Annotated in this window: 9 protein-coding genes; 6 read left to right on the top strand and 3 right to left on the bottom strand. The window is 66.5% G+C overall.

Going from position 1 to position 13,681, the window contains the following annotated elements; translation table 11 throughout:
- Window positions 1-43 precede the first annotated feature (43 nt).
- The gene (locus C8J45_RS18995) at window positions 44-772 is read left to right on the top strand and encodes a Crp/Fnr family transcriptional regulator (protein ID WP_181321281.1); all 729 of its coding nucleotides are present in this window, start codon (window positions 44-46) and stop codon (window positions 770-772) included.
- 331 nt (window positions 773-1,103) lie between these two features.
- On the opposite strand, the gene C8J45_RS17885 is transcribed toward C8J45_RS18995, so the two are convergent.
- The 3 genes from C8J45_RS17885 to C8J45_RS17875 all read right to left on the bottom strand — a co-directional run bounded on the left by C8J45_RS17885 (window position 1,104) and on the right by C8J45_RS17875 (window position 5,668).
- The gene (locus C8J45_RS17885) at window positions 1,104-3,197 is read right to left on the bottom strand and encodes a TonB-dependent siderophore receptor (RefSeq protein ID WP_107964501.1); all 2,094 of its coding nucleotides are present in this window, start codon (window positions 3,195-3,197) and stop codon (window positions 1,104-1,106) included.
- Window positions 3,198-3,330: 133 nt separating this feature from the next.
- Window positions 3,331-3,660, bottom strand: a complete 330-nt coding sequence (locus C8J45_RS19350) for an EAL domain-containing protein (protein ID WP_181321280.1) — start codon at window positions 3,658-3,660, stop codon at window positions 3,331-3,333.
- Between the two features lie 349 nt (window positions 3,661-4,009).
- Window positions 4,010-5,668 carry an amidohydrolase gene (locus C8J45_RS17875; RefSeq protein ID WP_107964524.1) on the bottom strand — a complete coding sequence of 553 codons (1,659 nt, stop codon included), beginning with the start codon at window positions 5,666-5,668 and terminating at the stop codon, window positions 4,010-4,012.
- A 200-nt stretch (window positions 5,669-5,868) separates the two neighbouring features.
- Between C8J45_RS17875 and C8J45_RS17870 the strand changes: the two genes are divergently transcribed.
- The 5 genes from C8J45_RS17870 (at window position 5,869) to C8J45_RS17850 (ending at window position 13,545) form a co-directional block, all read left to right on the top strand.
- Window positions 5,869-6,456 carry an FMN-binding negative transcriptional regulator gene (locus tag C8J45_RS17870; protein ID WP_107964499.1) on the top strand — a complete coding sequence of 196 codons (588 nt, stop codon included), beginning with the start codon at window positions 5,869-5,871 and terminating at the stop codon, window positions 6,454-6,456.
- Between the two features lie 65 nt (window positions 6,457-6,521).
- Window positions 6,522-8,039: a PLP-dependent aminotransferase family protein gene (locus C8J45_RS17865; protein ID WP_107964498.1), complete on the top strand. Its 1,518-nt coding sequence runs from the start codon at window positions 6,522-6,524 to the stop codon at window positions 8,037-8,039.
- A gap of 157 nt (window positions 8,040-8,196) precedes the next feature.
- Window positions 8,197-10,479 carry a TonB-dependent receptor gene (locus C8J45_RS17860; protein WP_107964497.1) on the top strand — a complete coding sequence of 761 codons (2,283 nt, stop codon included), beginning with the start codon at window positions 8,197-8,199 and terminating at the stop codon, window positions 10,477-10,479.
- A 2-nt stretch (window positions 10,480-10,481) separates the two neighbouring features.
- Entirely contained in the window at window positions 10,482-12,563 is a 2,082-nt protein-coding gene (locus tag C8J45_RS17855; protein WP_107964496.1) for a S9 family peptidase, read from the top strand.
- Window positions 12,564-12,573: 10 nt separating this feature from the next.
- Window positions 12,574-13,545 carry an alpha/beta hydrolase fold domain-containing protein gene (locus C8J45_RS17850; protein ID WP_107964495.1) on the top strand — a complete coding sequence of 324 codons (972 nt, stop codon included), beginning with the start codon at window positions 12,574-12,576 and terminating at the stop codon, window positions 13,543-13,545.
- Window positions 13,546-13,681: the final 136 nt, after the last annotated feature.

Below are 13,681 nucleotides of genomic sequence, written 5' to 3'. Positions count from 1 at the left end.
TGCAGGCGGAGCGGCCGTCGCCCCGCGCGATCGCGATGTCGGCATGGTAGCCGGCGCCCTCGACGGCAGGGTCGGCAATCGGCTGCTGGCGAACCTATCCCCGGAGGATTTCGGCCTGCTGGCGCCTCATCTGGAGCCGGTCTCGTTCGCGGTCGGCGACTTCATCACCCGAGCCGGCGATCCGATCGACAGCGTCTGCTTTCTGGAACAGGGCATCGCCGGCGTCCTGGACGCGCTCGATGACGACCGCCGCTACGCCGTCGGGCTGGTCGGCGCGGAGGGTTTCATCGGCTGGCCGCTGGTGATGGGCGACGATCGCTCCGCCTACGACGTCACCATGCGAGCCGAGCGTGGCGAAGCGCTGCGCATTCCCGCCAAGGCGTTGATGGCTGCGGTCGACCAGAGCCCGACGTTGCGCATGACGCTGCTGCGGTTCGCGCATGTCTTCATGCTGCAGATGGGGCGGACCGTCGTGTCGTCGCTGGCGCATTCGATCGAGCGTCGGATGGCGCGGTGGATCCTGCTGTATCACGACCGTGTGCAGGCGGACGAGATCTGCATGACGCACGAGGAGTTCCGGCTGATGCTCGGCGTCCGCCGCAGCAGCGTCACCGACGCGCTGCATCGCCTTGAGGAAGATCGAGCGATCCGCGCGATCCGTGCGCGGGTTCTGGTCAATGATCGGACCAAGCTGATGGCGCTCGCCGGCGACACCTATGGCCAGCCGGAGGAAGAATATGCACGCCTGCTGGGGATAGATCCGAAACGCTGAGTAGAACCAGATTCCCTGACAGGCGGTGCATTCTCGAAGGTACCGACGAGAAGCCCGGGCATCCGCCGATCGGCGTGGTCAACGATTATGCTGTCGGCTGGCTCGCCACGGCCGGCGTGCTACAGGCGCTCAAGCGCGGGCGGCGGAGGCGGCGGCTACGAGTTGGTCGTCTCGTTGCAGCGCGTGGGCCGGTGACCGACGTCGCTCGGATCTTCGACAAATCATGTGCGCAGGCAATGGCCGGGTCCTCGGACGATCACACCCATCTCCTGTGCGCCCGGCGTCGCAGCCAGCAGGACTGCCAGCGTCAGCATCGCGGTCAGGCGTGCGATCATAATTTCGTGCCTATGCCAACGAGGAGGCCGCGCCCTTCGCCCGGCGTAATCTGCGCGCGCGAGACCGCCGATTCGACATAATAGGTGTCGAACAAGTTGCGGCCGCTGACCGTCAGCCGGAGCTTGTCCGAGACCCGGTACCACAGGCTCGCATCGACCCGCGTGTAGCCGCCGAGCGAAAAGCTGTTCTCGAGGTCGCCCTTGCGATTGCTCGCCGCGAACACGCCGCCGCCTAGCCCGACGCCCTTGAAAGCACCGCTCTCCGGCTCGATCGTCAGCCAGAGGCTACCGCTCCATGTCGGCACGCTGATCAGGCGGTTGCCGGTCGCGTAATCGGTTGATCGGCGCACTTCCGCATCGATATACGCACCGCTTGCGATCAGCTTGACGCCAGGGACGATCGCGCCGGTCGCATCGAACTCGACCCCACGCGAGCGTTGCACGCCCGCGTCGATGTTGAAGCCGATATTCACCGCATCGGTCTGCGCGACATGGCTGCGGGTCAGCTGGTACACCGCCGCAGTGGTCGCCAGCTTGCCACCGAACAATTCCGCCTTGATGCCCGCCTCGTATTGCACGCCGCGCTCGGGCTCGATCGGTATCCCGGTGAAGGTCGGTGCCGCCTGCGCCTGGAAAGACCGCGTGTAGTCGGCGAACAGTGCCAGATCGCCGATCGGCTTCCACACCAACCCGACGCGTGGCGACCAGGCGGTATCGTTCGTGCGGATCACCGAGGCGCCGGCATCCGACTGCTTCGCCTTGTCGAACCGGATGCCGGCCAGCAGATCGAGATGCTCGCCGAGGTCGACCTGGTCCTGCAGATAGGACGACCAGGAGGTCGCGTCGACCTGGCGATCGGCGGCCTTGACGAACCCACCGGGCGTCGCACCGTAGACCGGCGTGTCGATGTTGATCGCCGCCAGCGTGCCGCGGAAGAACGTGCGGAAGCGATAGCCATCGACGCGCTCGCCGCCGAACACGACGGTGTGGCCGATGCCGCCGGTCGCGAACTTGGCGATCAAGTCCGCCTGGAAATCGTAGTTGTGGTTCTTCTCGTGCTGTTCGACCGCCGCGCGCGTCACCGTACGGGCACCGGTGCGCGCATTGACCGCGACGGTCGTGCCGTAATTGATCCCCAGCAGGTCCAGCGCGCCGTTGTCGTAATGGCCGATCTGTCGGACCGTGAGCCAGTCGGTCAGGTCGTGTTCGATCCGGTAGTTGAATTCGTAGCGGCTGGACGCGGTGACCGCGAACCGCTCACCGAGATACCGGTCGCGCGCGAGATCGACGACATAGCCACCATTGCCGTCCGGCGTCGCGACGATGCCGCGATCGGTCTGGTTCTCCTGATGCGTATACGTCAGGCTGGCGATCGCGCGGGTTCGCGACCCTGGGGTCCACAGCAGCGAACCCGACAGGAACTGGCGGCGATACGGCACGAAGACATCGCGAAACGTGTCGCCGGTCTGCGCCGCGCCGATGATCCGGTAGGCCAGAGTATGCGCCGCATCGATCGGCCCGGTGATGTCCGCCTCGCCGCGGACGAACTGGTTCAGCCCGACCTGCATGCTCGCCTGCATCCCAGGGGTGAGGCGCGGCTGCTTGGTGACGATGTTGATCAGCCCACCGGGATCGCCGCGCCCGTACAGCACCGACGCCGGCCCCTTGAGCACCTCGATCCGCTCGACATTGGCAAGGTCGCGGTAGCTGTCGTTGGTCTCGATCGCAGGACTCAGCACGACGCTGTCGATCGCGTAATAGGAGGAGCGGAACCCGCGAATGGTGAAGCTTTCGGAGCGATTGCCGGCGTTGGTCCCGGCCTGCACGCCGCTGACGTTGCGAAATAAGCTGGTGAGATCGACCAGTTGCTGGTCGTCGATCACGTCGCGTGTGACGACCTGGATCGATTGCGGAATGTCGATCAGCGCGGTGCCGGTGCGCGTCGCCGTGGTGATCCTGTCGACCCCGTATCCGTCCGCGCGGTCGCCGAACACTAGGATCTCGGACCCGGTCGTGTCGTCCGCCGGACGCTGTTGCGCGTGCACCGCGCACGGTGCCAGCATGGCGACTGCACTGCAGACACCCGTCATCGCTCTGATTGTCACGTCGTCATCCCCGAAGATAGCTAACCGTTGCCACGCCGCGGCCCCGATCGTTCGGGCATTGCGGTCTAGCGATGCCTCTCCGGCGTGGGCCGCCCACTATCGCGAACGAAACGCAATATCAAGGCTGGCAAGAAGGTAGCCGGTGCCGAAGCAGCAGTTCGTCGCGCAACTGACTCGGATAGATATCGGCGGCCAGTCGCACGCCGGCCGGCCAGGTGCGCGCGACGATGCAGGCCTCGTGCGGCACTCCTTCGGCGATCGGTATGAACCGCTGGAGCGGGATGCTGGCACCGTCGTCTGCGATCCATTGCGGGATCATCTCGAAGCCAACGACTTCGTGCGTCGATAGCCGGACAGTCGGCAGGAACGCCGGTTCGATCGCACCCAAGCCCACCGCCCTGCGCAACGCGTCTTCCATCGCCGCGCGCTCGCGAACCTGCGCATCCATACCCTCCTCGCAGAACCGCATCGCGGAGCGGCGCTCGCGATTTGCCCGGTACCGTGCGCCATCGGCCTTACGCAGTGCATCGTCAGGGGTGATCGCGTCGGCAGGGAGCAGCGCTATGCCGATCCCCGCGCCGATCCGATGCGACGTGCCGCCGAGTTGGATTTGGCTGGTCTGGTAACAGCCGCACCGGCGCAAAGCACGGACTCGGAACCGGCGGCACGTCGCCCTGAACCAATGCAGCAGCCAGCGGAGAAAGTACGTGGCCCTTGCAGCGTCTCGGCTGAGTTATCGTTTTTATAGAATGTTACAGAACAACCACGAGTTAGACCAAGAGGGATCGTAATCGTTACTATGCCTGAAAGCGTTCCTTTCCGCCGACTACTGTGCGCGTGACCTTCGACGTGTGCATTCGTTCCGCGGGCGTTGTCAGAAGGTTCGTATCGAGCATTGTCAGATCGGCCAGATAGCCCGGCGCGATGCGGCCCAACTTGCCGTCTTGGAACCCTGCATAGGCGTTGTTGACGGTGTACGCGGTCAGCGCCTGGGCGACCGTCGTCTTCTGGTCGGGAAGCCAGCCTGCCGGGTTTTTGCCGTCGATCGTCTCGCGCGTCACGGCGGCGTAGATACCCTCGACCGCGTCGAGCGGCCCGACCGGCCAGTCCGATCCGAACGTGACGGTCGCCCCGCTGTCGATCAGCGAGCGGAACGCGTAGGTGCCACGCAGCCGCGCCTGGCCGATACGCTCGACCGCCCAACGTCCGTCGTCGATCGCATGGAACGGCTGAACCGACGCGATCACCTGTTGTCTGGCAAAGCGCGCGATCGCCGCCTGCGACAGATGCTGCGCGTGCTCGATCCGGAAGCGGCGATCGCGCACGCCGTTCTCCCGGACGATCTCGGCATACAGGTCGAGGACGTCGTCGTTGGCGAGGTCGCCGATCGCGTGCGTAGTCACGTGCAACCCGGCCTTGTCCGCGCCGCCGATATACGCCTTGAGGTCGGCCAGGCTGGTGACGCGGACGCCGTGCTGGTCGTGCGCATTAGTATAGCTATCGCGGAATACCGCGGTGCGCGAGCCGAGCGAGCCATCCGCCAGCGCCTTGACCGCCCCCCAGCGGACCCAGTCGTCGCCGCGCCCCTCGGCCTTGACGATCGCGGCCATCTTTTCCCAGTCGCGGACCGGCACGAAGCAGTAGAAGCGCAGGTCGGTCTCGCCCTTGGCGCGAAGCTGGCGTGCGGTTTCGTACGTGGTCCAGTCGAACGGTTCGGGGGTGTGGACCTGGGTGAAGCCGCGGCTGAGCGCGTGGGTGATGCCGCCGCGCATGATCGCCTGCCATTCGGTCGGCGTCGGCACCGGGAACACCCGCTCGGCGAGCGTCTTGGCATTGTCCTTGAGGATGCCGGTCGGCTCGCCCTTCGCGTCGCGGACGATGACCCCGCCCGCGACGTCGGGCGTATCGCGCGTGATCCCCGCGATCTTCAGCGCCGCGCTGTTGAGCAGGTACATGTGCAGGTCGGTGCGCGGGATCGCGACCGGCGTGTCCCCGGTCGCCGCATCGATCCACGCGCGCGTCGGCAACTGGCCGCCCAAGCGTTGCTCGTCCCAGCTGCCGCCGAGGATCCACTTGCCCGGCCGCGCTCTCGCCGCCGCGCCGAGCCGCGCGGCGAAGTCGGGGATCGTGGTGGCGGACAGCAGATCCGGCTGCATCAACGCGGCCGAGCCGATCATGAAATGCGTGTGGTTATCGATGAACCCGGGCGTTACGAAGGCCCCCTCGAGGTCGACGATCCTAGTCCTGCGACCGATCGCCGCCTTTACCGCCCCCGCCCCGATCGCGACGATCCGGTCGCCGACGAGGCCGATCGCGTCGGTATGCGGATGCCGCTGGTCGCCGGTCCAGGCATTCGCATTGACATAGGCGACGTCCAGCACGCGCTCGATCGCGAGCGCCCGCCCCACGGACGCCCATGCCAATCCGCCTGCCAACACCATCCGCCGGTCGATCATCGTCGTGCTCCCACCCATCGCGTGATCGTGTCAGATGCCGGCCCAGCCCGAACCCGCCAATTTTCCGAACCTGACGGAGCCAACACTGGCCCTCCCGGATTTTACGTGTTGGCGCTTGCGGCGAGGATGCGCCGCGCGACAGTGGCGGCACAAGGGGAGATCATGACGAACCACCGCCCTGCCACCGCGTCGGCGCCCGCATGACCGGGATTTCCGAGACGTTCGACACCAGCGACGTGCGCGACCTGATAGCGGGCTATCCGCTCGCATGGGTGACGGCACCGGGACACGCCCCGCCCAGCCTTCTCCCGCTGCTCGGCGAATATGATGCGGAGGGACGGCTCACGCACCTCCTCGGCCACATGGGGCGGCGCAATCCGCTGCACGCGCAGCTTGTTGTGGCGCCGTCCGCGACGATCCTCGTCAACGGACCGCACGGCTATGTCTCGCCCGACCATGCCGACCGCCGCGACTGGGGACCGACCTGGAACTACGCGCAACTCGTCATCGAAGCGCAGGTCGTCTTCCTGGCCAACGAGACGGATCACGCGCTGGGCGCGCTGACGTTTGCGATGGAGGGGGAGCGCTGGACGCCGCGCGAACTCGGATCGCGCTACGACGGCATGGCTGCGGCGATCATCGCCTTTCGCGCCGAGGTCACCAGCCTGTCCGGTCGCTTCAAGCTCGGCCAGGATGAGGCACCCGACACGTTCGCGGCGATCGTCGAACGGCATCCCGACACGGCGCTCGTGTCCTGGATGCAAAGGTTCGCACGGAAGCGGGAATAGAACGCGGCTTGCCGTCGAGGCTTGGCCCCCTATGCTGACCGCTCCAAGATCGGGAGAGCGGGCCAATGCTGAGACCCTGGAAGATCACGCTGGGCCGGATCGATCCGGCGTTGCGAACGCCGCTCTACCTCCAGATCGTCCACGCGATCATCCACGAGATCGAACGCGGCCGCCTGCCCCCCGGCGCCTTCCTGCCGAGCAGCCGCGAACTCGCGACGATCCTCGGCGTCAACCGTAAGACCGTCGTCCTCGCCTATGAGGACCTCATATCCCAAGGCTGGCTGCTGTCGGAAGGCACGCGCGGCACCGTGGTTGCGGCGCTGTCGACCGAAATGCGCAAGCCGCCGCCGCGACCCTTGATGCCAAGTGCCACCACGGCGCCCGAATACCGCTTCCGCGCGCCGCCGGAGCGGCCACTCGCGCTATCGCCGGGCAAGGGCGTCAAGCTCGACGAGGGCGCACCGGACGGTCGCCTGTTTCCCGCCGACATCCTCTCGCGTGCGTATCGGACCGCGGTACAGCGCGCGAGCCGCGACAACCGGCTGCAATATCGCGACCCGCGTGGCTCGCCCCGGTTGCGTGAGGCGATCGCGACGATGCTGCGGGGAGAGCGCGGGTTGGCGGTCACGGCCGAGGATATCTGCATCACGCGCGGCAGCCAGAACGGCATCTACCTCGCCGCGCGCACGCTGTTACAACCGGGCGATACCGTGCTCGTCGAGGCGCTGACCTACGAACCAGCGGTCGCCGCCTTCACCGATCTCGGCGCCAACGTCGTCTCGGTCGGCCTCGATGAGAACGGCGCGGATGTCGAGGCAATCGAGCGCGCCTGCCGCAAGCACCGCGTCCGCGCGATCTTTCTCACCCCGCATCACCAGTTCCCGACCACCGTCGCGTTGCGCCCCGAACGCCGGCTGCGCGTGCTCGAACTCGCGCGGCAATTCGGCTTCGCGGTGATCGAGGACGATTACGACCACGAATTCCATTTCGAGTCGCAGCCGCTGCTGCCGATGGCGAGCTATGCGCCCGGCCGCGTGATCTATGTCGGTTCGCTGTCGAAGCTGCTGCTGCCGGCGTTGCGGGTCGGCTATATCGCCGCGCCCAGCGCGTTCATCGAAGCGGTCGCGCACGGCGTGTCGCTGACCGACGGCATGGGCAACACGCTGACCGAGGACGCGGCGGCCGACCTGATCGTCGAAGGCGAACTCCGCCGGCATGCCCGCCGCGTGACGCAGGTCTATGCGAAGCGGCGCACCGCGTTCGACCAGGCGCTCGCGGCGACGTTCGGTGGCGCGATCGACTACCGTGTTCCCGACGGCGGCCTCGCCTTCTGGCTGCGGTTCGCCGATCCTGCGTTGCTCGACCGGATCGAGGCTGGAGCGCCTGCGTACGGGCTGAGCCTTGCAACGTCGGCGTCGTTCGCGACCACCGAAGAGGCGCCACGCGGACTGCGGCTCGGCTTCGCCAGCCTGAACGAAGCCGAAGCGGTCCGGGCGCTGACGTCGCTGGCGGCGGCAGGCGGCATTCCCGTCGCCGGGTCCAGCGTTGGCAAGGGAGACACCTTGGTCCCGTCGGCATCATAGGACTGGATGTTTGTAAGGTTCCAGTTTGGGCTGACCCTATGCCCTCAAGATCAGAGCCGCGACGGTCGAAAAGACCGCAGATGGCCGCAGGACGGTTCGGGCAATTTGATGCGGGCGGTACCAGAGGTGCCGGTCGCCGAGCATTGGGGGCGAGCTAATGACATACCGGTTTCTCACTACGACGGCGTTGGTTAGCGCAGCAGCGCTCGGGCTGACCGCGACACCTGCATCCGTACAGGTCGCCAGCGTCACCGCGCCCGGCAACGCGTCGCCGGACAACCCGGTCGCGTCCGAGCCGGTCACGAACAGCTCAGACGACATCGTCGTGACCGCGACCAAGCGCAACGAATCGCTGCGCAACGTCGCGATGCCGATCAGCGCGGTGACCGGCGACCAGCTTGCCAAGGCCAACGCCAACAGCCTGTCCGACTACATCGCGCGGCTGCCGGGCGTCGTCTTCAACGACTACCAGCCGGGCATCTCGGAAGTCGTGATCCGCGGGATCGCCGCGACCACTTACCACGAGCAGGGTCAGACCACGGTCGGCTATTATCTCAACGAGATTCCGCTGGTCGAGCCGGGCTTCCCGATCGGCATCCCCGACGTCGACACCTTCGATCTCGACCGCGTCGAGGTGTTGCGCGGGCCGCAGGGGACGCTGTTCGGTTCGTCGACGCTCGGCGGCCTCGTCAACTACGTCGTCAAGACCGCCGATCCGGGCAAGATCGACGCCGCCGCACAGGGCCTGATCGGTTCGACCAAGAACGCGAACGGCGACCTGAATTACGCCGGCAAGGTCATGTTCAACCTGCCGATCATCAAGGACAAGCTGGCCGTGCGCGTGATGGCGCTGCAACGCTATGATGCGGGCTATCTCGACAACACCGGCACCAACAACCAGGGCAGCAACGATTTCCGCACCCGAGGCGCGCGCGGATCGATCGTCTTCACGCCGGCCGAGGGGACCAAGATCACGTATCTGGCGACCTATCAGCAGAGCAAGCTGTCCGACCAGACCTACCTCACCTCGCTGGATTCGCTGACGCGGGTATCGGCGCGCGAGGAGCCGCAGAAGACGAGCTTCTTCCTCAACTCCCTGCGCCTCGACCAGGATCTCGGGTTCGCGAACTTCACCGTGTTCGGCTCGGTCGACAAGAAGACGAACAAGACCGTGCTGTCCTACCCCTATGCCTATGTCACCGGGGTCACGGCGGGCGACGCGGCAGCCTATTCGCTCGGCGACGCGACCGCCAACATCAAGCAGGTCGAGGCCCGCCTCGCATCCGCAGGCAATGGCCCGGTCCGCTGGCTGATCGGTGCAAGCTATCTGCGTGCGAAGAAGTTCAGCTACGACCAGATCTTCCAGCAGGGTGCCGGCGCCTTCATCAATGCCAACCCGGCGCTGTTCGGCGGCTTCAGCGGGACGCAGTTGACGCCCAACGACCGCCTCTACGGCTATGCCTCCGATACGCTCAACACCGATCTCGGCATCTTCGGCGAGCTGTCGTGGCGGCCGGTCGAGCAGTTCGAGATCTCGGTCGGCGGCCGCTATTACGACACGCGCGCCAAGGCGACCGTCACCAACCAGGCGGGCGCGCTCGGCGGCTATCCCGGCGGCTATACGCCGGTCGGCTCGAGCGGCAGCGTCGACCGCAAGGAGGACGGCTTCACGCCAAAGGCGACGATCTCGTTCCGCCCGGTCCCCGGCTTCCTCGCCTACGCGACCTATTCGAAAGGCTTCCGCGTCGGTGGGATCAACCCCAACGCAGGGCTGCTCGCGGCAATCCCGTCCGCCTATGACAGCGACACGGTCGACAATTACGAAGCCGGCGTGAAGTTCGGCCTGTTCGACAACCGTATCCTGCTCGACGCCACGGTGTTCACGATCGACTGGAAGAACATCCAGGCTCGGCTGTTCGGGCCGGGGCCAGCCTATTATTCCTACGTCACCAACGCCGGCAGCGCGAACATCGGCGGCGTCGAGTTCTCGGGCACCGTCAAGCTGACCAAGGCGCTGACATTCAGCTCGAACGTCACCTATCAGGATGCGCAACTCACCAGCCTGTTGCCGGACAGCTTTGCGGTCGGCGGCGGCTATGCCTCGGGCACGACGTTGCCGGGGTCGTCGAAATGGGCGGTCGCGAACAACCTCGTGCTCGACCTGCCCGACATCAAACTGGCACCGACGTTCGAGATCGCGCATCGCTACATCTCGTCCGCGCCCGTCGCGTTCGGCAACACCAACACGCGGGGGAATTTCAATCAGTTCGATGCGCGCGCCTCCGTCACGGTGATGGAGCGCGTCCGGCTGCTCGGGTTCGTCAACAACGTGCTCGACAAGCGCGGCGTCCTCAATGCGCCGTTCACCGATCAGGTCGCGCCGGCCTACTCGATCACCCGGCCGCGCACCTACGGCCTCCGCGTCGACATCGGGTTCTGAGCGTGCGGTATCGCAAGACCTGGACGCTTCCGGCGCTGGCACTGGCGCTGGCCGGCGCGGCGCCACTTCCCCAGACACCTGTTGCTGCGGACAAGGGCGGACCGATCGCGCCCGCCGACATCATGCGCCTACACGACATGCGCGATGTCGAGATGTCGCCCGACGGCAGGACCATCCTGTTCACCGTCCAGCCGCAGATGGCGACCTTCGGCCCCGATCAGCGGACGATCTGGTCGGTGCCCACCGACGGCGGCGCGTCCGCACGGCGGTTCGTCACCAGTGCCGGCGCGGACGATACGCCGCGCTGGTCGCCCGACGGACGATCGATCGCGTTCCTCTCGAACCGAAAGAATCCGCTGACTGGTGGCGCGGACACCGGGTTCGAGTTCAAACTGAATATCTCGGCCGGTCCCGGCGCGCCGGTCGACGCGACCCCGCCGACCGCACCGGTGGCATCCGGCGAACCATCCCGCCAGCTCTGGGTGATCGCGCGCGATGGCGGCGAGGCAACTCCGCTCACCGCGCTGCCCGGTGACATCGCGGACTTCGCCTGGTCGCCCGACGGGACCAGGATCGCCTTCCTCAGCGCCGATCCCGATACTCCTGCCGAGAAGGCCGATCGCGCGGCCAAGCGCGATTGGGTCGAGATGGACAAGCCGCGTCACGTGACGCGGCTCTGGATCCTCGATCTGGCTGCCCACGCGGCACGGCGTGTTTCTCCGGCGAACGTCAGCGTCAGCAGCATGGCGTGGTCGCCGGACGGCAAGCGTATGGCGGTGCGCGTGACCGACACGACAGGGATCAACGAGTATTTCTACCATTCCCGGATCGCGCTGTTCGATCCGGCAAGCGGCACGGTCGGCAAGACCCTCATCGAGCATGCCGCGGAAGGACCGCTCTGGTCGCCCGATGGCACTGCGATCCTCGGCTCGGAAATCCGCACGCCGGGTTTCATCGGCGTCGGCGCGCGCGTGTACGACCTCACCACCGACACGCTGTCGGCGCTCGCGGACGATCACCCCGGCTTGTTGACGCAGGTCCGCTGGGCACCGGACAGCCGCTCGGTCGTTGCGCTATCGTTCGAACAGACCCGATCGAAGCTCGTCCGAATCGCGCGCGCGACTGGGCGCGTCACGCCGCTGGCCCAGTTGGACGGCGAAGCCTCGGACATAACCGCAAGCCGCGACGGACGCCATCTCGCGGTCTCGCTGTCGAGCCCCGACCGCCCGGCCGACGTCTGGACGGTCGACGGCGCGCGCGTCCGCCCAATCACGACGATCAACCCGCAGGTCGCGACCTGGAAACTCGGCCAGGTCCGCCAGATATCCTGGACCAACAGCCGCGACGGACAGGCGATCCACGGCGTCCTCGTCACGCCGCCGGGTTACGTCCCCGGCACGCCGATCAAGACCGTCGTCCAGGGGCATGGCGGCCCCGAATGGGCATGGTGGTCGGGCTGGCTCGGCAGTTGGCACGAATGGGCGCAGATGCTGGCCACGCACGGCTATGCGGTGCTGCTGCCCAACCCGCGCGGCTCGGACGGCCAAGGTACGGCATTCGCGCGCGCGGTCGGCAACGACTGGGGCGGGATGGATTATCAGGATGTGCTCGACGGCGTCGACATGCTCGTCGCACGGAAGATCACCGATCCCGCGCGGCTCGGCATTGGTGGCTGGAGCTATGGCGGGTTCCTGTCGGCCTGGGCGGTCACGCACGGGGACCGCTTCAAGGCGGCGGTCGTCGGTGCCGGTCCCACCGACATGACCGCTATGGCGCGGATCACCGACACGCCCGACTTCACCACCGGCTATTTCGGCGAGCCGTCCGCGCATCTCGCCGATCTCGACCGCGTGTCGTCGGTCCGGTTGCTCGATCACGTCCATACGCCCGTGCTCGTCCTGCACGGCGAACAGGACACGCGCGTACCCGTCACGCTCGGCCTCGAATTCTACCGCGGCCTGAAGCTGCTGGGAAAGCCCGCCGAGATGGTCCGCTATCCGCGCGAGCCGCACTGGTTCCACGAACCCGAGCATCAGGCCGACATCCAGCGCCGGGTGCTGGCGTGGTTTGACGCGCATCTGTAAGACAGGCTCCATGGACGACCGGCTCGACCCCGATATCCGCATCTTCACCGACATCCTGCGCGAGGACTGGAGCCGGCATCCACCGCTCGACACGGTATTGACGGTAGAGGCACGTCGGATCGCCGAACTGGTGCGCGCACGCTGGGCGGCTGGCGGACCGCCCATGAGCGAGACCCGCAACGTCGCGGTCGACACCCGCGCGGGCGCACTTCGCGTGCGGATCTACCGTCCCGACGGCGTTGCTGCGGAAGATGCGCCTGCGCTACTCTACGTCCACGGCGGCGGTTTCGTCTTCTTCAGCCTCGATACGCACGACCGGCTGATGCGCGAATACGCCGATGCCGGTCGCTTCGTCGTGGTCGGCATCGACTATCCGTTGTCGCCTGAGGCGAAGTATCCGGTCGCGCTCGACCAGGTCGTCGCGCTGGTCGACTGGCTGGGCGAGCACGGCACCGAACTCGGCATCGACGCGACGCGCGTAGCGATCGGCGGGGACTCGGCAGGCGCGAACCTTGCCCTGGCGACGTGCTTGAGACTCCGAAATGGCGGCAGAAACTCCGCAATACGTGGCATACTCTCGAACTATGGCGCGTTTTCGGGCGATGTGTCCGATGCGGCAGAGGCGGCGTATGGCGGTCCCGACGCTCTCCTGACCCAGGCCGACATGCGCTATTTTTTCGACCAGTATCTCGTATCGGGCGACCAACGCGACGATCCCTATGCCTGCCCGCTTTCGGCAAGCGACGTGTCTGGTCTACCGTCGGTGTTGCTCATCGTCCCCGAGCTCGACGTCCTCGCCGAACAAAGCTTCGCGCTTGAAGCGCGGCTACGGGCCGCCGGTTGTGCCATGGCAAGCAACGTTTATCGGGGGGCAACTCACAGCTTTCTCGAAGCGATGTCGATTGCCCCTCTCGCTCAGCAAGCCATCCGCGACGGCGCGTCATGGGTCCGCGACCAACTGGCTTCGCCTGTGATGAAGTAACGACGGCCCAATGCACGAAGCCGCTGCGCGGCATTGGTGGTGGCGGTAAGGTAGCGCAGCCTCTCTGAGGTTTGGTCCTGCGGCAGCGGCGGCAGACGATGGAGTTCCTTCAACGAGAGGAACTCCCCATGGCGAC

Source organism: Sphingomonas sp. PP-CE-3G-477, from assembly GCF_003050745.1.
In the GTDB taxonomy this organism is placed as follows: domain Bacteria; phylum Pseudomonadota; class Alphaproteobacteria; order Sphingomonadales; family Sphingomonadaceae; genus Sphingomonas.
Note: the sequence above shows the minus strand (reverse complement) of the source record. Positions and strands in the feature narration are given on the sequence as shown.